Below are 22,875 nucleotides of genomic sequence, written 5' to 3'. Positions count from 1 at the left end.
TCCTCCTATTGGAATTAGCTTTCTTTAAAAGACTCTACACATTCCTCAAGCTTCATCGCACGCGATCCTTTGATTAAAACAATCGTTTCCTCTTGAAGCAATGGTTCGACCTTTTGAATTAGTTCTATCCGGTCTTTACAGATAGTAACATTTACTGTGGTTTGTTTGTTTAGAACTTCTTCAGCAATCCATTTTGCTTTTTCTCCAACGGTAAACAAATAATGACTGTCATCAGTTATTACCTCAGCAATAGAACGGTGGAACTCTTCACTTTTGTCCCCAAGCTCAAAAATGTCCCCTAGAACAAGAACTTTCATCTTCTTATGTGGCATTTCCTGAACTAATTGTATAGCTGCTTTCATTGACGTAGGTGAAGCATTATAAGCATCATTAATAATCAGAGACCCTCTTTTTCCTGCTACTGGTTCAAAACGCATTTTGGTTATTTCAATTTCATTTAAACCTTTTTGAATATCCTTGTCAGCCATACCTAAAAGCTCTCCTACAGCAATAGCAAAGGTTGCGTTCTTAACATTATGTTTTCCTAACAATGAAAAAGTAAAAGCCTTCTTTTCATTTATTATAAAATTAGTGGAGTTAAGATTTTGCTTGATGCTTGAAATGTAGAAATCATTTTCTTCCTGATAACCGCATGATAACTTTCTTTCTGCATTCGTGTTTTTTAACAGGGGTTCATCTCCATCGCATATAAACGTCCCATCTTCTCTCAGACCATCCAGAATCTCTGACTTTGCTTTTGCTATTCCATCTCTAGATCCTAAAAACTCAATATGCGACTCCCCTATATTGGTAATAATAGCGAAATGAGGTCTAGCTATTTTGGAAAGTACGCTTATTTCTCCAAAATGGTTCATTCCCATTTCCAATACACAAACTTCTGTTGATAAAGGCATAGATAGAATGGTAAGAGGGACTCCGATATGGTTATTTAAATTACCTTGTGTTTTGTGGGTAATAAATTTTTGAGAGACTATTGACGCCACAAGGTCCTTTGTTGTTGTTTTACCATTCGAACCAGTAATCGCAACCACCTTTGGATTCACTTTACTTAAATAAAAGATAGATAATTCCTGTAAACCATGAATCGTGTTTTCAACAAAGAAAACAGGAAAGTCAGTTGGAATATAGGAAGGTAATGTATGATCTTTTTGCCAAAAGGTTGCAATTGCACCTTTTTTTATAGCCTCGTTTAAAAAATCATGACCGTCAAATGTCTCTCCAACAATCGGAACGAACAAACTTCCCTTGGAATCTTTTCGTGAATCAGTCATAATGGATTGAATTTGTATGGCATCGTATATGGCTCCTTGATGATTAGGAAACCGGTCAGTTAGTTCCTTAGTTGCGAATAACATAAAATTTCTCCTTTATAGATCTCTCAGTACTTGTAAGGCAATTGCTCTATCATCAAATGGATAAACGTTCCCATTTATTTCTTGATACGTTTCATGTCCTTTTCCAGCTATGAGAACTAAATCATCTGGTTTTGCTGCCAGGATAGCCTTCTCAATAGCCTTCTTACGATCTAATTCAACAATATAATTATCCCCGTTTATACCAGAAATCATATCATTAACTATATCCTGTGGATCTTCACTTCTAGGATTATCAGAAGTGAAGATAGCTATGTCACCGTATTTTATAGCAACTTGAGCCATTTTCGGCCTTTTCGTTCGATCCCTGTCACCTCCACAGCCTATTACAACATGGATTTTTCCATTTGTCATTTCTTTTGCCGTTTCTAGGACATTTTCCAGGGAAGCAGGTGTATGTGCATAATCAATGATCACTCCAAATGATTGACCCGTGAGCACTGATTCAAATCTGCCACGAACTCCTGACAACTGTTCAAACGTTTTTTTCATAACAGGGAGGGAAATTCCAGCAGCTAAACCAACACCAGTTGCCGCCAAAATATTGTAGACATTAAATTTACCTACAAGTGGAGTGGAAATTTCTTCTTCGCCTATAGGAGTTCGAATGGTAAAAGTAGTTCCTGTAGGTTCATACACAATATCTTTAGCGACAATATCTGCGATTGCTTCTAATCCGTAAGTGATCACTGGCTGGGCAGTACATCGAAGTAATTTTTCTCCATATGAATCATCTAGATTAATTATTGCAAATTTAGGATCTTTGTCGTATGTATTTCCCAGTTGTGAAAATAACATGCTTTTTGCCCTGAAATATTCCTCCATCGTTTGGTGATAATCCAAATGATCTTGAGTTAGATTAGTAAAGACTGCTATGTCAAAGTCACAGCCAAATACTCTTCCTAAATCTAATGCATGGGAGGATACTTCCATCACTGCAGTGGAAACCCCACTCTTTTCCATCTTATGAAAGCTTTCCTGCAAAAATAACGAGTCTGGAGTAGTATTTCTTACATCATACTCTTTCTCTGCAATCCTCATTTGAATAGTACCAATAAGTCCAGTAATTTCCCCGATATTTTGAAACATTTTTTCAACCATATAAGATATAGAAGTTTTCCCATTTGTTCCTGTAATCCCAATTAGTCTTAGACTACGAGTTGGAGATTGATAAAATTTGTCTGCAATCATAGCTAGGGACTTTACCGTGTCATTGACTACAATCACTGGAACACTTTGAATATCCAATGGTTTTTGACTTATAATGGCACATGCCCCTCGCTCGACTGCATGAGGGGCAAATTGATGACCGTCTACATGAAAACCTTCAATGCAAACAAATAAAAAGTTAGAATTAACTTTCCTTGAATCCATTTCAATACCTTCAATTTGAATGTCTGGGATGGTTCCATAGGATTGATAAAACGGAAGGATTGAAATCAATTCATGAATATTCATTTTCGTTCGACTCCTAACTGTTCATTCATACATCCTAAGCTTTTTCAAGCTTTTAGATTGATTACCAGATAGAAGCTACAACTATTATAGCAAATGTTCTAGATGTACAAATATATTTTTTAATCTTTTTTCTTTAATGGCTTATCGGATAGAAATATTCGAATCTTTTCATCTTGTTCTATTTTTACACCTGGTGCTGGAGCTTGATCTACAATATATTTGCCCTCACCTGCAGCGTCCAATTGAACTTGAAGCAAATATTTCTGTAGATCCTTTGTTTCTAGACCAATTAAGTTTGGAACCTCTACCAATGGAACATTAGGCCACTGTACTTCTCTTTCAATACCTTCTTTTCTTTTTTCTACACCAAGGGCCCGCAAGCTTTCCTCCATGATATTTCCGACTATTGGAGCAGCTACGACTCCTCCAAATTGAACTGTGTTTTTAGGATTATCAATGGCCACATAGATTACAATTTCCGGGTCATCCGCAGGGGCAAATCCGATAAATGAAACAATATGATTATTTTCTAAATATCCTCCGGCTTCACCAACCTTTTGGGCAGTCCCGGTCTTCCCACCTACTCTGTAACCTTCAACGTAGGCTCCTTTCCCTGTACCTTGGGCAACTACACTTTCTAAGGCGTAACGAATTTCCTTTGAGGTTTCTTCTGAAATGACTTGACGTTTTTTAACAGGTTTTTTCTCAGAAACGATTTCACCAGTAATCGGATCAATTAGAGCCTTTGCAACATAGGGCTGGTAAAGATATCCTCCATTAATGGCAGCAGAAACAGCCGCTACCTGTTGAATAGGTGTAACAGAAACACCTTGACCAAATGCTGTGGTTGCAGCTTCAAGAGGACCGATATTCTCTTCTTTAAACAAAATCCCGTTACCTTCACCTTGAAGGTCTATTCCCGTTTTTTCTCCGAATCCAAAATCACGAATATAATCAAATAATCTATCTTTTCCAAGTCGTTCTCCCAAATTGACGAACCCCGGGTTACATGAGTTTTGGACAACCTCTAAATATGTCTGATCTCCGTGTCCCCCGCTTTTCCAGCAATGGAGTTGGTTCCCAGCAACCTCAATAGATCCATCGTCATAAAATTTATCTTTTTCTAAATCAACTACCTTTTCCTCGAGAGAAGCTGCAAGGGTAATAATCTTAAAAGTAGAACCTGGTTCATATGTACTCCAAATAGGTAGGTTCCTATTATAGACTTCTTGGTCTACTTCCTGATACTTTTCTGGATCAAAAGTTGGACGACTAGACATGGCCAATACCTCTGCATTGTCTGGGTCCATTGCAATTGCAATAGCCCCATCAGGATTATATTTCGCGACAGCCTTGTCTAATTCCCTTTCAATAATAGTTTGGACTCTGTCATCGATTGTGAGCATAAGATCCAGACCATCCTTTGGTGCCTTGTAAGAGTCAGCAATATCCGGCATCTTTCTTCCTTTTGCATCTGAATAGAACTTAAGGCTTCCTTTCTCCCCACTCAGCTCTTCATCATAAGATAGCTCAATACCCATTAGTCCTTGATTATCAATTCCAGCAAATCCCAGAACATGGGAAAGATAGGATCCTTTTGGGTAATGGCGCTTTGAATCTTCTGCAATATAGACTCCTTCTAGATCTAACATTCTAATCTCTTCTGCTTTTTCAATAGAAATTTTTTTACCCTCCGGCTTGATCTCCTCAATACTTGTTCTCTTGGTTACATGCTGATAAGCCTTCTCCACAGTAATGGGAAGTACTGATGCTAATTTTTCTGCAGTCTCTTGAGGATTATTAATTTGACTTGGGACTACCATTACCGTAGGTGCTGAAACATTTTCAGCTAAAACCTCCCCATTACGGTCCAAAATCTCCCCGCGTTCAGGCTCAAATGGAATATTTCGACTCCATAGATCCTCTGCCTTTAACGCAATTTCATTTCCTTTAATAAATTGCACATACCCAAGCCTTACATCAATAATGAGAAAAACAGCCCAACATACCAAAAAGACAGTGACCAACCTTTTTCGCATTGTTACTTGAGAAACACGTTTCATGACATCACCTTCTTGTCCTACTTTACGTTATTTCCAAGTATATGTTTTATGCGAACTGGTTAGAACACTGTCTAGTTCTTATCTTTTTGAATCTTTACTTGCTATGAATATTATCCCGCATGAGCGGGTAGTAATACCCGCACCACCAATCTTAATGGTCAACCCTTGGGCGCTAACAATCCATGAGGGACGGCCACCGGTTGAATTTTAATCTTATTCTATTTGCAATTGGTTTTCCTGATTTTCATCTTCTAGTTGTTCTTGTTCTATTACACTACCTTCCCCTGTTCGTTCTGACTGTCCATTTTCTGGTTCTGATAATTCTACTAATAAATACTGTTTCGGTCTTATCGTATCTCCAAAAGGTCTACTCTGAGACGTTACGTAGCCATTGCCTGCTATTTCAATATCGAGTTTTAGCAAGTCGGCTAACATCATTACTTTCCTCAAAGACCAGCCAGTGAGGTCTGGGATGGTAATTTCATCATCTGATGTTAAAAGAAAAACATCCTCTCCTGGAAGAACCGTGTTTTGATCTGGATGAATTCTTTTAATTGTGTTTCCGTTCCCAAGAATAATTGGTTGAATCCCCTTACTTACTAATTCCTTCTTGGCATCTTCTATAGATTTACCAACAAAAGGATCTACAGAAACAGAAGTAATGTCAGGTACATCTACTGTATCCGGTTTTACTTCAAGATAATTCAAGCTATTTTCCATTACTGTACGAAAAATAAAAGAAACTGGTTCTGCCCCAGACTCCGTTTTTTCTAGTTTGGGTTGCTTCACTGAAACATACATTACGAGTTCGGGATTTTCTAGAGGTGCCATTCCTAAAAAAGAAAATATATATTCGCCATGACCATATAAGTAGCCTGGACCATCTGGATTTGGAATTTCAGCCGTTCCTGTTTTACCAGCAACTGAATAACCATCAAGTTGATACCTTTTTCCTGTTCCATGTTCCCCAGTTACAACAGTTCCAAGTATTTCTCGAACTTCTTTTGCGGTCTCAGCAGAAATGGGTGAACCCACCTGTTCCGTTTTTCCTTCTTTGATGGTTTCTCCATTTTCAGAATCCATAATTTTTTTTATTACATAAGGTTTTACCATCGTTCCATCTGTGGCAACGGCACTAGATGCCATCATTTGTTGAATAGGTGTTACAGTTGAACCCTGTCCAAATGCGGTTGTTACTTTCTCGATAGGATAATTAAATAAAATTTCACCTGCTTGCTCTCCGGGTAAATCTATACCTGTTGGCTGTCCAAAGTGAAACTTATCCAAATATTCTCGAAAGACTTCTGTACCAAGAATCTCCCATACTAATTTAGCAAAAGCAACGTTCGAGGAGCGTTGAACACCTTCCAAAAATGTAATTTGGCCCCAACCTTTTCCTCCATTGTGATCTCTAATAGGCTTGCTTTCCTCCATAATCTTGTATTGGCCAGATTGATAAGTGTCCCCACCATGAAAAACTCCTTCTTCAATGGCTGCAGCTAGCGTGAAAATTTTCATAGTAGAACCCGGTTCGTACGGAGTAGAGACTACATCATTATACCAATTTGTAATATTACTTCGGTCATTTAAGTCAAAACTTGGACGATTAGACATCGCCAAGATTTCTCCAGTCTTCGGATTCATTACAACTGCTATAATTTTTTCTGGTTGATACTGTTCTTCTACTTGCGACATGGCATCCTCAAGAAAAGTTTGGATCTTTTGGTCTAAAGTTAGTTGTACAGTAGCACCATCCTTAGGAGAAGTCATGATTTCTTCAGGTTGCAAAAGTTTAATGTTGTATTTATCCCTTTTGTAGCTTATTTCACCTGGGGTTCCTCTGAGGTAATCGTCCATTTCCTTTTCTATTCCCATACTTCCTTTTATTACTCCTTCTTTGGAAAGAGCAAACCCGATCACTTGAGAGGCAAAAAGTCCATTTGGATAAAAACGTCTAGGAACTTGATTAAACTGAATCCCTGGAAGATCTAATGCTTCTATTTCTTCCTTCTTTTTTTGTGATAGATATCTTCCATTGGTGCCAAGTTCCACCTGGAATTGTCCCTCTTTAGATAGAATTTGATAAATCTCATTGGGGTCCATATTCAATAAAGGAGCCAATGCATCAGCGGTTTTTCTAGCATCAACCACATGTTTTGGCTCCTGTAACCTTTCAGAATAAGATTCATCAACGATTGCATAAATATTATAGGTTGGGATGTCATAGGCTAAAACCATCCCATTTCGATCAATGATTTTTCCTCGCTCAGCAGGGAGTGTATAATTATTTGTTCTTTTCTCATCTGCCCATTGCTGTAAAGATTGACCTTGAACAACCCCTGTCCATTGAATGTACAAAAATCTTCCAGCCAAAAGCAAGAATAAGGCTGAAAAAAACGCCATAAACCATGCCGCCATTTGTTTACTGCTCTTTTTCCCCTTTGACATATATAAACTCCTATTTTAATTGTTTAACGTCTTTGCCTGTTTAACTTCAGCATATCGGATATCCATACCAGCATTTTTAGCAATTTCTAAAATACGATCTGGTTTAGAAAGCTCTTTGACTTCTAACTCTAAGCTCTGACTTTGCAATTTCAGATCTTGAATATCTCCTTCTAAACTATGTATTTGACGGTTTGTAGAATCGATACTTGCTGAATAAGTAACGACAACGATTGAAGAAACAATCATCATAATCGCAAACAAACTATATAACCACTTTTCACCTGTTGAAATCCATTTCCGTGAACCAACTTGCTCGCTTTTTTTCGGTTGTATTGGTTGGTAAGGAACTTGTTGTTGCCTTTGTTGACCTAAGGTTTCTAATTTTCTTACGGTTGATGCCATGTTTCTCCACCTTCCCATTTTATCATGATTGTATTTATTTGCGTCTAATCTTTTCTATTATCCTTAATTTGGAAGACCGTGACCTTCTATTTTCCTCTAATTCAAAATCTGAAGGAGCAATTGGTTTTCTAGTAATCAGTTTAAATTCCGGTTGAAACTCCTCAGGAATAACAGGAATATTTTTAGGTAAATCTGGATATTCACTCCATGCCTTAAACATCTGTTTACAAATTCTGTCTTCCAAGGAGTGAAAAGTAATGACGGCAATTCGCCCACCGACAGTTACAAGCTTTCCCGCATCAGCTAATCCTTCTTCAAATGCTCCTAATTCATCATTCACTGCTATTCGAATCGCTTGAAAAACCCGTTTGGCAGGATGTCCTCCCTTTCTTCTTGCAGGAGCAGGAATCCCTTCCTTCACGCACTCAACTAGCTGTCCGGTTGTCTTAATGGGAGCTAATTCTCTTCTTTTTTCAATGACACGAGCAATTTGTTTCGAGAATTTTTCTTCCCCATAGCGAAAGAAAATACGTACCAAATCTTCATATGACCACTCGTTTACCACATGATATGCTGATAGCAACTGATCCTGGTTCATTCTCATATCAAGGGGAGCATCTTGATGATAACTAAAGCCTCTCTCCTCTTGATCCAATTGAGGTGAAGATACTCCTAAATCGAATAAAACTCCATCTATTTCTTGGATTCCTCTTTCCTCAAGTTCCTTTTTTAAATATCTAAAATTACTACGTATAAACGTAACTTTATCCCCGTATTCTGATAGTCGACTTTTTGCAAATTTAATAGCTTGTTCATCTTGATCAAAGGCAAATAAATGTCCAGATTCATTCAATCTTCTAACAATCTGTTCACTATGGCCTCCTCCACCTAATGTACAATCGACATAAACCCCATTTGGCTTAACAGAAAGCCCTTCTATTGTTTCTTTTTTTAATACTGTGTAGTGTTCAAACAACCTTTTCACCGCTTTTCTTTCTGTGTTATAGATCAAAGTCCATCATATTTTCTGCAATTTCAGTGAAAGATTCCTCAGATTCATCAAAGTACGTACCCCATTTAGCTTTATCCCATAATTCAATACGATTAGAGACACCAATTACAACGCACTCTTTGTCGAGTTTTGCGTAATCTCGTAGAGGTGGAGGGATATTAATTCTGCCCTGCTTGTCCACTTCACATTCGACTGCACCAGAGAAGAAAAATCTAGTGAAGGCACGTGCATCTTTTTTCGTAAGTGGAAGTTTTTTCATTTTTTCCTCGAGAACCTTCCATTCGCTCATAGGATAACCGAATAAGCATTGATCAAGTCCTCTTGTAACAATAAAAGTTTCTCCAAGTTCATCTCTAAAGCGGACCGGTACTATTATTCTGCCCTTCGCATCAATGCTATGTTGAAATTCTCCCATAAACATATCCCGGCCACCCACTTTCTTACTTTAAGATACCACATTCCCCCACTTTCTACCACTTTATTTATTCTTTTTTATATATTAAAAGTCCTCCCCTATATGAGAAAAAACCAAAAAAAGATGGAATCATTCGATTCCATCTTTTTAGTCTGTTGAAAAACTGTCGAGGTTTTTAAAAAGGGTGGCGCTATCCCTGTCTGTGAATTCGCTTCCTTTCCCAGCATTTGCCTAGACTATTTTAACACTACAAATAAAAAATATGATGATTTGCTGCCCAATCATAATCGTCTCTTAAAAGTCTTTTACTTAAATCTGTTCCGTATAGATTCATCCAGTAAACAATATTCCAACATCGCTCTTGCAAACCATTCTCTGGACGAAGCTCTATATGTGCACGGTTATATTTTGATAAAGTTTGTTCATATTTTTCTTCCATTGCCATATAAATTCGATCCTGTAAATAATCCACCTCTCGGAACATGTGAATTAGATTTTTTTCGGCTAATTGCCCTAAGTCCTTACCAACGTTTTGGGCAAACTCCTTTATAGGGCGTTGGGCTTCCTCAATAACAAATTTTAGCTCATCCCCCATTTTTTCTATAGGTGGATTAGCTTGATGCCTTAACCAATGATTTTTTTGAGTCAACAATCCATTTTCAATGGCATCTTTTAAGGAAAAATGTAGTTGATTCCCCCACTTTTGCACCTCTCTGTCAATGAGAGTTAAGGATAACCTCGGATACACGGGTGGCATTCGAATATTTGCCGCTTCAAACGCTAACTTTAATGCACCCCAATAGGCAATTTCACCTGGGCCTCCAACGAAGCCTAAAGTCGGTAAAAGCAAATCTTGCATCACCGGGCGTGTGACTACATTATTACTAAATTGTTCTGGAGTTTCTTGGATTAAATGCAGGAGTTCAGGTTCAGTGAAAGCTATATCTCCGTTCTTCCCTACCCAGTGACCATCTTGATCACGAACTAGAAGCACTCGCTCTTCATTTTTATGAAAGAACAAATGTCCATCGGAAGTATTTGCATCAAATGGCTTTGGATATCCTCCCTTTATCAAATCCATTACCATCTTTTCTGTACCGGAGGCTATTCCCTTTTGTTGAATAACTATTAGTTTAAAAAAGTCTTTTTCTATCTTGCGAATTTCAGGATGATTCGAATCAAGTAAAACCAGTCCCTCTTCTTGAAATAAATGATGGATAAATCTCCCGAAAAAATCAACGTATGTTTCTGATTGGTTGGCTATATCCGTTATTTGAACATACAACATTCTAGTATTTTCTGTTTCTGGAAGGAGCTCAAATATTCTGTCCATCCATTGTTTGAATGCCTCTTGGTCTAATGTGATTTGAGAGGTTGGTTTTTTTGTCCACTCCTTTTGAAGGATTCTCATTTTTTTCATTCTCTTTTCTTCTGGTAAAAAGATATGATTAATTTCTTCAAAGTCATGGTCCTCTCCTGCCATCCAGAAGACGGGAATTACAGGCCTATTCAGTTCTTGTTCTTTCTTTTTCGCCAATAATAAAATAGAAATAATTTTGTGAATGGTATATAGGGGGCCAGAAAGCAGTCCTGTTTGTTGCCCTCCCACAATCACAACACTTTTTTCATCTGAAAGTCTTTTGATTTGGGATAGCGTTTTTGTGTCTGCACCAAGTTTTTCATTATAAACATATAAATGTTCTACCAGTTCATTCCTTGGATAAGCACGTTGATCAAGTTCTAATAATCGTTGTTTATCTACCTGTTCATCATAGGGATTGTAGTGAAATTTAGGCATCACGCTTGCAGACTGATTACGATAATCCTTCATAAATTGGCTTTCGTTATCTATGTAAACCCCTTCTACTGTCATCTTATATGTTTCCTTTCTAACATGTTTGACTTGAATGTAATTGTACTAAAGTCTATTCTATCTTTCATCTGATTTGCTTAAATTGAAAGGATACGATGAATTAATCCAAAAACCGCGAGACATATATATAGTAAACCAAAGATCAAAAAATTAAATTTCCAAAATCCTTTAACGAATTTTCTAAAAATTATTTCTCCCTTAACCCTCCAATGAAAAATAACCATAACACTAGCAATAACTAGGATTAAAATTAAGATCCAAGAAAGAAAAGAACGAGCAAATATTACATAGAGAAGCGTATGAACTCCTCCAATAAATAGTACAGTGGAAAGATGAACTGTTAGATCTACAGCAAGACGATTATTTTTTGTTGTTTTTTGAACAATCATATATGTAACTATAGCAATAGGGAGCGGTATTGTCATCCCAGTGGCTACTGTATAGGCTAAAACATTAACCATTCCTTTTCTCCTCTTCTTCCAATGCTTTTATACTTTGATACACAAAAAGAGTATAGGGGATCGGTTGATCATCTGCTTCATCTATAATAAAGCCTGAAATAGCATCAATTTCTGTTTGCCGTCCATTCAAAATATCTTTTAACATGGATGATTCGTTTTCCGATGTTCTTTGACAAATTTGTTGAACATATTTCCAGGCATCATCAAAGGGCAACCTTAGAACGCCACTAGCTTCCTGGCAAAGGTCATAGGCCATTTTCAACAGATAGGCATTATTCAGAATAGTTCCATTTTTCACTTTGAACAAAGCGGTAATTGGATTGATTACCGCATTCACAATCAATTTCCACTTTAATAGAGCTTGCCCATCCTCTTTCCATATAAAAGGAAAGGTATCGTGATGTAGACGAGCTGATAGACCTAGCAAATCTTTATTTCCTTTCCAAATAGCGATATTAATCTGCCCATTTCCTGTATGTACAACTTGTGTATCAGATACCTTTTTTGCCCCATGTTCAACCGTACCCACATATACTGTTGTCGGAATACAGTCAAACCATTGAATATGGCTCATTCCATTTTGCAAAAACAGTACTCCTTGACCCGAACGAAGTTTCTTAGAAAGAACTTTCATAACATCATGGATGGCATTTTGCTTCGTTGCAACAATAAAGAGTTCTTCCTCTTGAATATGAGGAAATATACCAGTGGATACCCGTACATTAAAATTCGCTTGAACAGCGGACTCAATATAGATTCCATTTTTGTCTATATTCTTTTGTTGGTCCTCGCGTCTACAATAAAGTGTGACATTATGGGAGTGCAAAGCTAGAAATCCCGATACCAATAATCCTAAAGCCCCTCCACCAATTACTCCTATCTTCACTTGTATGCGCCTCCAGACTTTTCCCCATTTTCTTTTAAAAATCGCTACTTATCTACTATAATCATTTTATAATTAGGAAACAATATGAACAAAAGTTTTTTTATGGATTTCATAATATAATCTAACAATTCGTTTCATTCAGAAAATATTTATATTATACTATAGGTGATATGATAAAGTTTTGTAGGGGGATGTTTAATGGAAAACTTAGAAGTAAAACGTTTACTTGTGAATTATAAAACACTTGAAGAATTTAAACTGTTTAAAGAGTATGGAGTACAGGAATTGTCCATGATGGAAGATTTGCAAAATAATATGGTTGAGAACGACTCCGAGTCACCATTCTACGGAATATATTTTGGTAATAAACTCGTTGCACGAATGAGTCTTTATAGAAGAAACAAAAAATATGATTATTATTTTGAACCTCCTCAAGATTATTTAGAGCTTTGGAAATTGGAAGTACTCCCAGACTACCAGGGTAAAAATTTAGGGAAGAAGCTTGTTGATTTTGCGAAGAGTTTTAAACTGCCTATCAAAACCAATCCGAGAATAAACAGCCACGGATTTTGGGAAAAAATGGGGTTTCAAAAGGTGCATTATGATATGGAAAGAGATTTAGGGGAAAATCCTTTAATTTGGTTACCAGAAGGAGTAAAAGAACAAGATCCTACAGGAAAGTAAAAACGAAGGCAGCACGCCTTCGTTTTTACTTTCCATTAAGATATTTCCTTAGGTAAATCGTCTTTCTCTTTTTCTTCTTTAATTGCCCATTGCCAAACCTTCCCCATTTCCTGCCAAGCTAATCGGAAGCGGCGAATTTCATTTTTAAGTTGTTCGTTCTCCGCTTTTAAATAAGCCAGTTCCTTCTCATCTTTCACTTTAGACACTTTATGGTCCATCTCTAATTTCATTCTCTCAAGTATAGCTATTGCTTCGTCAATAGTTTCTCCATTTTGACCTATAAGAGGAAGTGACAATGAATTAACTAGAGACGTTTGTAAATGTCTTTTTTTAGTCTTCCTTTCTTCTTTGGCCTTTCTTACCTCTTCATCAAATTGTTTTCTAACAGTTGCATTCCATCGAAACCCACATGCTGCCGGGGTTCTTGAAAGCAAGTGCCCTACTTCTGTAAAAGCTTCAAGCTGAGTCTTACCTTCCTTTATATACCTAAGCACGATTTCAGCCAGTTTTAAATCTTCTTCTTCACTCCAAGCATCTTGACGTGTTGTCATTCGATCCCTCCTATTCATTTTACTAACAATTTATGCAATTCATAGGGTTGATAGAATCGAAAGACTCCTACTTTTTCCGGCGAAAAAACAAATCTATTGCCTCCTTATGGCGTTTGTTTCCCCATAATTGAGTACAACCATGTATTTCATTTGATAATTGTTCTAAAAAATCTTCATTCAAAATCCCAATTTCTTTCATATATTGCTTTTTCCAAAGAATAAGTTGATAATGATTTCGTTCTTCTAAAGTTCTTATCAGCGGAATAGACGAATAGTGACCTATTCCTTCTTCACGAAATAATGAATCGATCCATCCAACATTATGCAGTTCTTCAGAAGTGTAGATCTTTCCTTTCATAATCCAATCAAATGCTTGTTTGGAGGAAATTCTCTTATATAGGAAACTCCCTCCTCCAAAACCAGTTGAGATTCCTAAATCAGCTTGAACATAACCAAAAGTTTTTCCAACTTGAGCCACTCTATAATCACAGGCAGATGCAATTTCACAGCCTCCCCCTCGAGCATGTCCATTAAGCAGGGCAATAGTAGGTACTGGGAATGTAGCCAAATCATAGAGAATTCCCTTCATGGCAGAAAGTTTTTCAAGAAGAATATTTTTCTTTATGTTGGGGTGAAATTCATGTAAGTCCCCTCCCGAACAGAAGGAACTAGATCCTGCCCCTGTTAAAATGAGATAATTAATATTGGGTTCATTCTTTAGATCCTGCAATAACATTTTGAGTTCCTCAATCATTTCAAAGGAAACGGCATTTCTGTTATGTGGTCGATTTAAAATTAATAGTCCCCCTTGTTTATATGTAGAATAAGTAATGGTGTTATACAATATCAGCATCTCCTTTATAAAGATAAGAAAATTATACTTTCCTATCTGCTAACAAAAGAACAAACTCCCTTGACTCTCGACGTATGGGGTGAGAGACACTTGTTACAATGAGCTTTACATTTTCGAGGATGTGGGTCACGCAGAGTAAAGGAAACACAGCTCGCGAAATTGAGAGGATTACTCGGTGAAGTTTTTTCGCAGAAGCTAGGGCGGATTTTTTTAATCTTTTAAAAAAGGAGGATACTCGAAAGCTCGAGTATCCTCCTTGTCTTTTTATTGTTCCACTACTTGCTTTCCATTGTAATGTCCACAAGACTTACACACGTGATGAGACTTTGTATATTCTCCGCAATTGTCACATGCAACCATTCCTGGTAACTGTAATTTTTTATGTGTACGACGTTGACGTTTTACTTTCTTAGACGTTCTTCTAAAAGGTACTGCCATGTGTTACACCTCCTTCACGGTAGATCCGGCTCTATTTAAAGGATCTTCTTACTCCGTTTCATCATCAAAAAAACCTTGAAGTTTTGCAAGGCGTGGGTCAATTTTTTGCGAGGACTGTTCTTCCTCTATAAATTCCCAGCCTTTCCCTTCCCTAGGTGAATTCTGCTCCTCTGCATCATCTGCTACAACTTTCAAAGGAACTTCCAATAAAACATTTTCCTTGATAAAGGGCTTTAAGTCAAGGACTTCTCCTCGAACTGGATGAATTTCTTCTTCATTTCCTTCTTGAATGTAAGGACTAGTAGAAAAAACTTCAACAAAATCCTTTGAAAAAGGATAAGGGACATCCACTAAAGTTCTAGAGCAGGGCAGGATCATCTTTCCTTCAATATGAAGTAAAAAAGTGATCTCATCCCCACGTTTATTTACTGTACCAGTAACTTTTACCGGGGAGATCTCCCTTATATCCATATCTGCTTTTTTTACTTCACTCAAGTCAACGGTTTCATTGATTTCAATTGAATTTCCATTGGCCGCTCTAATTTTTTGAAGCGGAAATAACATATAATCACCTCAAGGCAACAAAAATTATTGTAAAAGGAATTAGCCTATTTGTCAATATCTTTTCTTGACACCATTCATATTCCTTCTTATAGACACTATTTATTGATTATATCATTCCCTTTTCAAAACATGAAATTCTCACAACAGGATGAATTCTAGATTTTACTACGATAATAGTCTAAAATAGATAGGCAAGGAGAGAACGAGGAGTGAAAAAACAATGATTTCATGTGGCCTTATCGTCGAATATAATCCTTTTCACAATGGTCACCAGTACCATTTAGATGAGTCTAAAAGGGTAACTAATGCTGACTGTATCATAGCAGTGATGAGTGGGGATTTTCTGCAAAGAGGAGAACCTGCCATTATTAATAAATGGGAGCGGGCTTCGATTGCCCTACAGTCTGGAGTTGACCTTGTTATCGAGCTTCCTTATGTTTATGCTGTTCAAAATAGTGATCGTTTTGCTGAAGGTGCCGTTCAACTGTTAGAGGCCCTTGATACAAACTATCTATGTTTTGGAAGTGAAAAGGGAACAATCGACCCTTTTATAAATACATATACTTTACAAAAAGAAAAAAAGTCAGAATTTGAAGAACTTCATCTTCAATTTATACAACAAGGACTTTCCTTTCCTCAAGCAGCTAAGCAAGCATACTCACAAATTGGAATTTCCGAGCAAACTATCGACTTAACACAGCCTAACAATATCTTGGGTTATAGCTATGTGAAACAGATTTTGGATAACTCTTATAATATGAAGCCACTAACTATTCAAAGAACAAAAAGTCATTACCACGACCCCTTTATAGCAGATAAAATTGCAAGTGCCACAAGTATCAGAAAGGAGATATTTACCCACCAAGAAATAACGAATCTAGCAAAAGTAGCCATACCTAAAACAACTTATCAAACATTGACTTCCTACTATGAAGAGTATGGCAGGTGGCATGAATGGGAGGGTTATTTTCCCCTTTTACATTATAAGATATTAACTTCATCAACTGATGAGTTATCAAAATTTTTAGGAGTAGATGAGGGCATTGAATTTAGGTTAAAAGAAACAGCTCTCACCTCAAAAAACTTCGAAAATTGGGTGAATCTACTCAAAACCAAGCGATATACATGGACTAGATTACAACGTATGTTTACACACATTTTAACTGGGACAAAAAAAGATGAAGTTGCATACTCCCTTCCTAAGATTCCTTATGTTCGAGTACTAGGAATGGATGATATTGGTCAAAAATATCTTCGTTATGTCAAAGATCGAATAGAAATCCCAGTTATCCACCCTCTTCATCATTCTGACCATTGGATAGCTGAAATTGAAAAGAAGGCAACAGCGGCTTACACTAGTGTTTTGCCAATCTCTCTGAAACAAAAACAATTACAAAGAGAATACCAACCACCAATAAGATTAGGGAAAGTTATGAAGTAGAAAAAATTGTTTTTCAAAGAAACCTCTTAATAAGAAAAGCCCAAGCGCCCTTCGAAACAAGAAAATCGCTTGTTTCTGCGAAGTAGCTCTATGTAGCTTTCCTTTGTGCGATTACTCGATGATGCTTTTTCGCTGAGGCTAGACAAATTTTATACTTTTATCATGCGAAAAATGAGAAAGGATTCCTCGTTTTCCAAGAAACCCCTCTCTTTTTTTGGTTCATTTTGTCTAAATGAACAGGCAGTAATACCCTACCTTAAATCTTAACTAAAACGAGAAGAGTAGGTGAGGGTGTTACTGCTGCCCATAAATGACCGTATAGTTTAAAGGCATTTAGATCATACCCCTGAGCACTTACAATCCGAGGGGGACGGACACTGATTGAAGTTTCCCTTTACTTAGGGTCCAAGTTTTGCAGATAGGATAACGCCTCTTGGAAGGTATCTACTGGAACAATCTTCATGTCTGTTCCAATTTTTTCAGCTGCTTTTTTAGCTACTTCATAATTAGAGTCTTTTGCACCACCTTCATATGGCGCGAAAAAGACATCTACTCCCTCGCTATCAGCCGCGACAACTTTCTTGTCTATGCCGCCTATCCGGCCAACTTCGCCATTATAGTTGATTTCCCCTGTGCCAGCAATTTGATATCCCTTTGTAATATCTTCTTCTGTTAATTGATCATAGATTTCTAAAGAAAACATCAACCCTGCTGAAGGTCCCCCAATGTCACCACTCTTAAACTCCACCTCTGGATCAACAACTATTTCACGATCTGTAACTAACGAAATTCCGATTCCCACCTTTTCAGGATTCTCAGGAAATTCGGCTAAAGGAATATTAACTAGTTTGGTTTCACCACTTCTAGTAAAGGAAATAGCCACTGACTCACCCTCACGAAAAGTAGAGACATAGTCAATCAAATCATCTGATTTTTCGACTTTTATATCATCTACCTGAATGATTCGGTCCCCAATTTCGAGGAATTCTCCTGCAGGCATACCATCTAGTATACTCATGACATAGACTCCCATATATTCAATTGAAATTTCTTTATTTGCAGCTTCATAAGCAACTACTATAGATGCCTCTTGACTAGTCTCCATCATGTGGAGCTGTCCATTCATGTATTCTTGCTCTGTAACACCTTCAGGTCGAATTTCTTCAATAGGATAAATATCATAAAACGGTTGGATATAAGCTAGTAACAATTGAAGAGGAGTTGCTTGCCCTCCCCTTACCGTTACTAAATGCATATCTCCTTCGCTATTAAAAGCATCTTGAACCGTTACCATTGGATCTAGTGCATCAGCAGATCCTGGTTTATAAACATAATATGGAAGCCTATAGCTTCCTACAAATAAGGATATTAAAAAAACTATTATGAGAACCGCCATATATCGTTTGTTAGACATCACCTTTGGTCATCCTTCCACTTCTCGATCATTCTCTTAATTTCTGGGAGTTTCCTTCTGGCTTCTCGCTCTCCTTCTTCAACAATTTCTCTAATGTTTGTAAATGATCTTGAGCTGTATTGTTCAACAGATGGCAATAATAAAACGTCAGCATTAACTTTAACGTCTTTTACAAGTTCATCCTGCATGATATCAATACTCTGCATAATAACATCATAAATAGAATGAACATCATGATTATCTTTGAAGTGGGCACAGTCAACTCCTATTACGATATCCGCTCCCATCTCTTTCACTACGGAAACAGGAACTCGATCGATGACTCCTCCATCGATTAACAATTGATCACCATAAGGAACTGGTACAAAAACGCCTGGAATAGAAACACTCGCTCGAACAGCCTCTGCAACTGAACCTTTATTAAAAACAACCTTATTCCCTGTATATAAGTCAGCTGCAATTACTGACAAAGGAACAGGTAATTGATCAAAACTTTTACCATATGTAAACAACCTTATATATTCAAGAATTCGATTCCCTTGAATAAATCCCATTTTAGGGACTGTTAGGTCTAAATAATACTTTCTTTTAAATGTATAAGCTAACTGGTACATATCCTCAATAGATTGTCCAGCAGCATACAAAGAACCCACCAAAGCACCCATGCTACTTCCAGCAATATAATCTACTTTTATATTTTCCTCATGAAAGACCCGCAAAACCCCTAAATGAGAAAATCCCCTAGCACCACCTGATCCTAGTGCAAGACCTATTTTAATATCTCGCACAACTCCCCCCCCCTTTAACTCCCTTTTTTCTATTTTATGGCATAACTCAAGGATTAATGTGCGTATATTGTTAGAAGGGACATGCCACTGCGTCTCTGCTAATGGGATAAGATTATTCTACATTTTTTGTTCCTATAAGTACAGAAATAGCGACCAAGCAAGGAACGGAGGCACTTTGAATGAAAAGTCACATAAAAGTTTATACATCATCATTTTTAATTTTATCGCTGGCTGTTTGCTTGATTATTTACCCCGATCAGTCTTTGGAAGCATCCTTAAGAGGATTAGACATGTGGTGGGAGATCGTATTCCCTTCTTTACTTCCATTTTTTATTACAGCAGAGCTTCTTATCGGATTTGGAGTTGTAAAATTTATTGGAATTTTGTTTGAACCATTGATGCGACCCGTTTTTAGAGTATCGGGTGTTGGAGGCTTTGTCTGGGCCATGGGAATGGCTAGTGGCTATCCTTCTGGGGCAAAAATCACAGCTCGATTAAGACAGGAGGAGCAGATCTCCAGAATTGAAGCAGAAAGGCTTGTATCCTTTACTAATGCATCTAATCCGCTTTTTATTTTTGGCGCTGTTTCAGTCGGCTTTTTCCATGATCCAAAACTAGGCCTACTTCTAGCAGTAAGCCATTATGGTGCTAATGCCTTTGTTGGTTTTTTTATGAGGTTTTATGGTCGTAAAGAAGAAAACAATGATCAAAACAATAAATCTTCACATTTTTCATTGAAGCGAGCTCTGTTGGCGATGTATGATACCCAAAAAGAAGAGAAGAGAGGTTTTGGGAAAATCTTAGGGGATGCTGTTCTCAGCTCTGTACATACTTTGCTTATGATCGGTGGATTTATCATCATGTTTTCTGTATTCAATAAACTGCTTTTTTTAGTTAATATCACCCCATTTATTGCAGAAATGTTGAATGTATTGATGGATTTAATTGGGCTACCACATGACCTTTCCATTCCTTTTATTTCTGGTATCTTTGAGATTACTCTTGGTTCTCAGATGATTTCACTAGCACAAAATGTATCGATTCTAGAGCAAATTATTGTTGTAAGTTTCATTTTAGGTTTCAATGGTTTGTCTGTTCAAGCTCAAGTGGCAAGTATACTAGGAGAGACCGATATTCGTTTTAAACCTTACTTCATCGGAAGGTTGATTCACGGTTTTTTTGCAAGTGTCTTATCGGTACTACTTTTTGTTCCTTTATATGTAAATCGACAAGCCATTTCATCAGATGAGATTGCGGTTCAAATGTCATTTGGGGACAGATCTATTGATTGGCTACACTTGATTAGTTCTTGGGGACCTTTCATTACTTTAATTGCCTTAACCTTAGCAATTTTTATACAATTGAAGCGCTGGATATCTTAAAAAGATTAGAACCTTACATTATTTTAAAGTTGAAATACTCCTAAGAAAAGCGCAAGCGCCTTTCGAAACAAGAAAAAGCACTTGTTTCTGCGAAGTACCTCTATGTAGCTTTCCTTTGTGCGATTACTTGGGGCAAAAACTTCGAAGATTACTCGATGAAGCTTTTTCACTGGAGCTAGACAAATTTCATACTTTATTTTTTGAAAAACTTGGTTTACCGCCAAGTCTTAATGGAGAAAGCCTTAGTTTTTTATACTATCAACTGCCCTAAGTTATAGCTGATACAATAAAAAATCGCCAGTTGGCGATTTTTTAGGAGTATTTCTTTTGTAGGGCTTCCTCAACAACTTTTGGAACAAGATCTGTAACAGAAGCATGATATTTAGCAACTTCTTTTACTATACTTGAACTAAGAAAAGAATACTGATTATTTGTCATGACAAAAAAGGTATCTATATTATCGTTTAACTTTCGATTCATTGAAGTAATCTGCATCTCATATTCAAAATCACTAACTGCTCTTAATCCACGTATGATGGCATTTGCTCCTTGTTCTTTAGCATAATCCATTAAAAGTCCATTGCAAGAATCGACTTTTACATTCCCTATATTCTTTGTTACTTCTCTTAAAAGGTGAAGGCGTTCTTCTACTGTAAATAATGGTGACTTACTTTGATTATTGAAAACAGCCACGATCACTTCATCAAAAATTTTAGCGCTTCTTTTAATAATATCTAAATGACCATATGTAACGGGATCAAAACTGCCTGGACATATTGCTTTTGTTTTCATCTTATTCGCCCTTCCTGTTCCATTTATAGATTGTCACTTTAATAACGCTTCCATAAGTTTCTTCTTTTATTTTATGAAATCCTTTCAAAATATCCGGTAAAGATTCCTTCTGATCATGTTCACAAACAATAATAGCCTGGTCTTTTATTAGAGTTAGTTCTTCCAATTGCATTAAAATGTCTTGAATAGAAAATTTTAAGTAGGGAGGATCTAAGAAAACATAGTCAAAAGCTAGATCACGTTTGCTCGCGCCTTTTAGAGCACGAATTGCATCAGCTCTAAAGATCTCCGTTTTATCTTCTAACTTAAGTTCTTTTATATTATGGTTTAATGTTTTTATAGCCTTAGGATGGTGATCAACAAAAATAACTTTTGAAAATCCTCTGCTTAATCCTTCAATCCCTAGCCCCCCACTTCCTGCAAATAAATCCAAAGCTAGTCCTCCATTAAAAAAAGGACCAATCATATCAAAAATAGCTTCACGAACTTTATCGGTTGTAGGACGGGTGGATTGATGAGGAACAGGCTCTATATGTCTGCCTTTATGGACACCAGCAATAATTCTCATGATTTTCCTCCTGAACAGATTCTCTGTAATATCCTATCACAAAAATTCAAGAAAAGAAAAAGTGAAGTATAAAACATGGAATACTGTCCATAATATTTCATAGGGACAGCTAAACAGTTGTTCCAAGAAGACGGAGAAGACTTACGTTTCCCCATAAGTTCTTCCTCCGGTTTCTCCTCTCCCTTTGCCTTCTTGCTTCTATATAGTAGGGGCAAAAAGGAACCTGCAGAGTGTACGCCACTCTGCAGGCTTTTTTTATAGTATCAGTTATAAGTTGTTAGAGAATTGTCTAGCTCCACACCCTATTGACTAAGGGGGTTTGCACTTTATTGCTATCATTATAACTGTGTTCGTTTGATAGTACATTAGAACTTAGAACTTGCACTCAAGAGTATAAGGGCTTCAAAAAAAGCAAAATACGCTTTCAAGAATCCCTTTACTGATAAGCCAAGTTTCTAACAAACTATAATCCATACTTAAACTCGTATTCTTTTTCCTTGTCATTTTTTTTGCTTTCAAAGACCGTCTTAATAAACGGTTTATAAGATAACTCCACCTTTGAAACAAAGGGAAGACGATTCAGTTTTTCACTAACTTGTTCCACTTGATCTTGATTAACATAAATAACAGCATACTTCATTTCCTTGGAAACATATAATAGATGTCCAAACCTTTTAAATTGGCGCACGTTTTTCATATGCTGAAACCATACGATAATTCCTTGGCGTTCCATTACTCCGCCCTCCCCATGTTATGTAAACGTTCTAAATAGCATATACAGTTTTTAGTGTAGGCAAAATTGCTTGAATTGTCAATTTACAAAGGGCTCGCTAAATAGCGAGCCCTTTGTGATAGACATTCAATTTAGTTTAATGATTATCCACTAGCTCAGAATAAGTAATAGCGCTTGAAGATGCACACAACTTTAGTAAGCGACTGAACCACTCACCATCAAATTTACGTCGATTGAATCGATAACAAAATTCGT

22 protein-coding genes are annotated in these 22,875 nt (G+C 37.0%); 3 read left to right on the top strand and 19 right to left on the bottom strand.

The window, feature by feature from the left end; translation table 11 throughout:
• Positions 1–14: 14 nt before the first annotated feature.
• The 10 genes from murF to RZN25_00065 form a co-directional block, all read right to left on the bottom strand.
• Entirely contained in the window at positions 15–1,376 is a 1,362-nt protein-coding gene (murF, locus tag RZN25_00110; protein ID MEQ6375236.1) for a UDP-N-acetylmuramoyl-tripeptide--D-alanyl-D-alanine ligase, read from the bottom strand.
• Positions 1,377–1,388: 12 nt separating this feature from the next.
• Complete coding sequence (locus RZN25_00105; GenBank protein MEQ6375235.1) at positions 1,389–2,852, bottom strand: UDP-N-acetylmuramoyl-L-alanyl-D-glutamate--2,6-diaminopimelate ligase; 1,464 nt, start codon at positions 2,850–2,852, stop codon at positions 1,389–1,391.
• Positions 2,853–2,971: 119 nt separating this feature from the next.
• Positions 2,972–4,915, bottom strand: a complete 1,944-nt coding sequence (locus RZN25_00100; protein MEQ6375234.1) for a stage V sporulation protein D — start codon at positions 4,913–4,915, stop codon at positions 2,972–2,974.
• Positions 4,916–5,128: 213 nt separating this feature from the next.
• Positions 5,129–7,363 carry a penicillin-binding transpeptidase domain-containing protein gene (locus tag RZN25_00095; protein MEQ6375233.1) on the bottom strand — a complete coding sequence of 745 codons (2,235 nt, stop codon included), beginning with the start codon at positions 7,361–7,363 and terminating at the stop codon, positions 5,129–5,131.
• Positions 7,364–7,378: 15 nt separating this feature from the next.
• On the bottom strand, positions 7,379–7,765 hold the full coding sequence (ftsL, locus tag RZN25_00090; GenBank protein MEQ6375232.1) for a cell division protein FtsL: 387 nt from the start codon (positions 7,763–7,765) through the stop codon (positions 7,379–7,381).
• A 34-nt stretch (positions 7,766–7,799) separates the two neighbouring features.
• Entirely contained in the window at positions 7,800–8,741 is a 942-nt protein-coding gene (gene rsmH, locus RZN25_00085) for a 16S rRNA (cytosine(1402)-N(4))-methyltransferase RsmH (protein ID MEQ6375231.1), read from the bottom strand.
• Positions 8,742–8,766: 25 nt separating this feature from the next.
• On the bottom strand, positions 8,767–9,198 hold the full coding sequence (gene mraZ, locus RZN25_00080; GenBank protein MEQ6375230.1) for a division/cell wall cluster transcriptional repressor MraZ: 432 nt from the start codon (positions 9,196–9,198) through the stop codon (positions 8,767–8,769).
• Positions 9,199–9,439: 241 nt separating this feature from the next.
• Entirely contained in the window at positions 9,440–11,065 is a 1,626-nt protein-coding gene (bshC, locus tag RZN25_00075; GenBank protein ID MEQ6375229.1) for a bacillithiol biosynthesis cysteine-adding enzyme BshC, read from the bottom strand.
• Between the two features lie 77 nt (positions 11,066–11,142).
• A complete protein-coding gene (locus tag RZN25_00070) occupies positions 11,143–11,526 on the bottom strand; it encodes a DUF3397 domain-containing protein (GenBank protein ID MEQ6375228.1) in 384 nt (127 codons plus the stop codon).
• The gene (locus tag RZN25_00065; GenBank protein MEQ6375227.1) at positions 11,519–12,412 is read right to left on the bottom strand and encodes a 2-dehydropantoate 2-reductase; all 894 of its coding nucleotides are present in this window, start codon (positions 12,410–12,412) and stop codon (positions 11,519–11,521) included. Before RZN25_00065 ends, RZN25_00070 begins: the two co-directional genes overlap by 8 nt.
• 198 nt (positions 12,413–12,610) lie before the next feature.
• Here RZN25_00065 and RZN25_00060 point away from each other — a divergent pair, with 198 nt between their 5' ends.
• Positions 12,611–13,096, top strand: a complete 486-nt coding sequence (locus RZN25_00060) for an N-acetyltransferase (GenBank protein MEQ6375226.1) — start codon at positions 12,611–12,613, stop codon at positions 13,094–13,096.
• A 35-nt stretch (positions 13,097–13,131) separates the two neighbouring features.
• Here the strand turns inward: RZN25_00060 and RZN25_00055 are convergent, their stop codons facing one another.
• From RZN25_00055 to RZN25_00040, 4 genes are all read right to left on the bottom strand, one after another.
• Positions 13,132–13,647, bottom strand: a complete 516-nt coding sequence (locus RZN25_00055) for an RsfA family transcriptional regulator (GenBank protein MEQ6375225.1) — start codon at positions 13,645–13,647, stop codon at positions 13,132–13,134.
• A gap of 67 nt (positions 13,648–13,714) precedes the next feature.
• Positions 13,715–14,491: an enoyl-CoA hydratase/isomerase family protein gene (locus RZN25_00050; protein ID MEQ6375224.1), complete on the bottom strand. Its 777-nt coding sequence runs from the start codon at positions 14,489–14,491 to the stop codon at positions 13,715–13,717.
• Positions 14,492–14,764: 273 nt separating this feature from the next.
• On the bottom strand, positions 14,765–14,938 hold the full coding sequence (rpmF, locus tag RZN25_00045; GenBank protein ID MEQ6375223.1) for a 50S ribosomal protein L32: 174 nt from the start codon (positions 14,936–14,938) through the stop codon (positions 14,765–14,767).
• Between the two features lie 48 nt (positions 14,939–14,986).
• Positions 14,987–15,502, bottom strand: a complete 516-nt coding sequence (locus RZN25_00040) for a YceD family protein (GenBank protein MEQ6375222.1) — start codon at positions 15,500–15,502, stop codon at positions 14,987–14,989.
• A gap of 220 nt (positions 15,503–15,722) precedes the next feature.
• Here RZN25_00040 and RZN25_00035 point away from each other — a divergent pair, with 220 nt between their 5' ends.
• On the top strand, positions 15,723–16,943 hold the full coding sequence (locus RZN25_00035) for a nucleotidyltransferase (GenBank protein ID MEQ6375221.1): 1,221 nt from the start codon (positions 15,723–15,725) through the stop codon (positions 16,941–16,943).
• A 394-nt stretch (positions 16,944–17,337) separates the two neighbouring features.
• Here the strand turns inward: RZN25_00035 and RZN25_00030 are convergent, their stop codons facing one another.
• Both RZN25_00030 and RZN25_00025 read right to left on the bottom strand, forming a co-directional pair.
• A complete protein-coding gene (locus RZN25_00030; GenBank protein ID MEQ6375220.1) occupies positions 17,338–18,357 on the bottom strand; it encodes a SepM family pheromone-processing serine protease in 1,020 nt (339 codons plus the stop codon).
• Positions 18,357–19,145: a patatin-like phospholipase family protein gene (locus RZN25_00025; GenBank protein ID MEQ6375219.1), complete on the bottom strand. Its 789-nt coding sequence runs from the start codon at positions 19,143–19,145 to the stop codon at positions 18,357–18,359. The genes RZN25_00030 and RZN25_00025 overlap by 1 nt, the downstream gene beginning before the upstream one ends.
• A 179-nt stretch (positions 19,146–19,324) precedes the next feature.
• Here RZN25_00025 and ylbJ point away from each other — a divergent pair, with 179 nt between their 5' ends.
• Positions 19,325–20,527 carry a sporulation integral membrane protein YlbJ gene (gene ylbJ, locus RZN25_00020; protein MEQ6375218.1) on the top strand — a complete coding sequence of 401 codons (1,203 nt, stop codon included), beginning with the start codon at positions 19,325–19,327 and terminating at the stop codon, positions 20,525–20,527.
• A gap of 312 nt (positions 20,528–20,839) precedes the next feature.
• Here the strand turns inward: ylbJ and coaD are convergent, their stop codons facing one another.
• The 3 genes from coaD to RZN25_00005 all read right to left on the bottom strand — a co-directional run bounded on the left by coaD (position 20,840) and on the right by RZN25_00005 (position 22,620).
• Positions 20,840–21,319: a pantetheine-phosphate adenylyltransferase gene (coaD, locus tag RZN25_00015; protein ID MEQ6375217.1), complete on the bottom strand. Its 480-nt coding sequence runs from the start codon at positions 21,317–21,319 to the stop codon at positions 20,840–20,842.
• Position 21,320: 1 nt separating this feature from the next.
• Positions 21,321–21,887, bottom strand: a complete 567-nt coding sequence (gene rsmD, locus RZN25_00010) for a 16S rRNA (guanine(966)-N(2))-methyltransferase RsmD (GenBank protein ID MEQ6375216.1) — start codon at positions 21,885–21,887, stop codon at positions 21,321–21,323.
• 463 nt (positions 21,888–22,350) lie between these two features.
• Positions 22,351–22,620 (bottom strand): DUF2129 domain-containing protein, encoded by a 270-nt coding sequence (locus RZN25_00005; GenBank protein ID MEQ6375215.1) that lies wholly within the window; start codon positions 22,618–22,620, stop codon positions 22,351–22,353.
• Between the last annotated feature and the right edge of the window lie 255 nt (positions 22,621–22,875).

Source organism: Bacillaceae bacterium S4-13-56 (assembly GCA_040191315.1).
Lineage (GTDB): Bacteria > Bacillota > Bacilli > Bacillales > JAWJLM01 > JAWJLM01.
The sequence above is the reverse complement of the archived record's forward strand: the minus strand, read 5'-3'. Positions and strand labels throughout refer to the sequence as shown.

What these genes read in the sequence shown, in the direction of transcription:
- RZN25_00040 (MEQ6375222.1), bottom strand. Translation starts at nt 15,502, where the DNA reads ATGTTATTTCCGCTTCAAAAAATTAGAGCGGCCAATGGAAATTCAATT.
- RZN25_00100 (MEQ6375234.1), bottom strand. Translation starts at nt 4,915, where the DNA reads ATGAAACGTGTTTCTCAAGTAACAATGCGAAAAAGGTTGGTCACTGTC.
- RZN25_00035 (MEQ6375221.1), top strand. Translation starts at nt 15,723, where the DNA reads ATGATTTCATGTGGCCTTATCGTCGAATATAATCCTTTTCACAATGGT.
- RZN25_00070 (MEQ6375228.1), bottom strand. Translation starts at nt 11,526, where the DNA reads ATGGTTAATGTTTTAGCCTATACAGTAGCCACTGGGATGACAATACCG.
- RZN25_00030 (MEQ6375220.1), bottom strand. Translation starts at nt 18,357, where the DNA reads ATGTCTAACAAACGATATATGGCGGTTCTCATAATAGTTTTTTTAATA.
- rpmF (MEQ6375223.1), bottom strand. Translation starts at nt 14,938, where the DNA reads ATGGCAGTACCTTTTAGAAGAACGTCTAAGAAAGTAAAACGTCAACGT.
- coaD (MEQ6375217.1), bottom strand. Translation starts at nt 21,319, where the DNA reads ATGAAAACAAAAGCAATATGTCCAGGCAGTTTTGATCCCGTTACATAT.
- ftsL (MEQ6375232.1), bottom strand. Translation starts at nt 7,765, where the DNA reads ATGGCATCAACCGTAAGAAAATTAGAAACCTTAGGTCAACAAAGGCAA.
- bshC (MEQ6375229.1), bottom strand. Translation starts at nt 11,065, where the DNA reads ATGACAGTAGAAGGGGTTTACATAGATAACGAAAGCCAATTTATGAAG.
- RZN25_00055 (MEQ6375225.1), bottom strand. Translation starts at nt 13,647, where the DNA reads ATGACAACACGTCAAGATGCTTGGAGTGAAGAAGAAGATTTAAAACTG.
- murF (MEQ6375236.1), bottom strand. Translation starts at nt 1,376, where the DNA reads ATGTTATTCGCAACTAAGGAACTAACTGACCGGTTTCCTAATCATCAA.
- RZN25_00060 (MEQ6375226.1), top strand. Translation starts at nt 12,611, where the DNA reads ATGGAAAACTTAGAAGTAAAACGTTTACTTGTGAATTATAAAACACTT.
- rsmD (MEQ6375216.1), bottom strand. Translation starts at nt 21,887, where the DNA reads ATGAGAATTATTGCTGGTGTCCATAAAGGCAGACATATAGAGCCTGTT.
- RZN25_00005 (MEQ6375215.1), bottom strand. Translation starts at nt 22,620, where the DNA reads ATGGAACGCCAAGGAATTATCGTATGGTTTCAGCATATGAAAAACGTG.
- mraZ (MEQ6375230.1), bottom strand. Translation starts at nt 9,198, where the DNA reads ATGTTTATGGGAGAATTTCAACATAGCATTGATGCGAAGGGCAGAATA.
- ylbJ (MEQ6375218.1), top strand. Translation starts at nt 19,325, where the DNA reads ATGAAAAGTCACATAAAAGTTTATACATCATCATTTTTAATTTTATCG.
- RZN25_00105 (MEQ6375235.1), bottom strand. Translation starts at nt 2,852, where the DNA reads ATGAATATTCATGAATTGATTTCAATCCTTCCGTTTTATCAATCCTAT.
- RZN25_00095 (MEQ6375233.1), bottom strand. Translation starts at nt 7,363, where the DNA reads ATGTCAAAGGGGAAAAAGAGCAGTAAACAAATGGCGGCATGGTTTATG.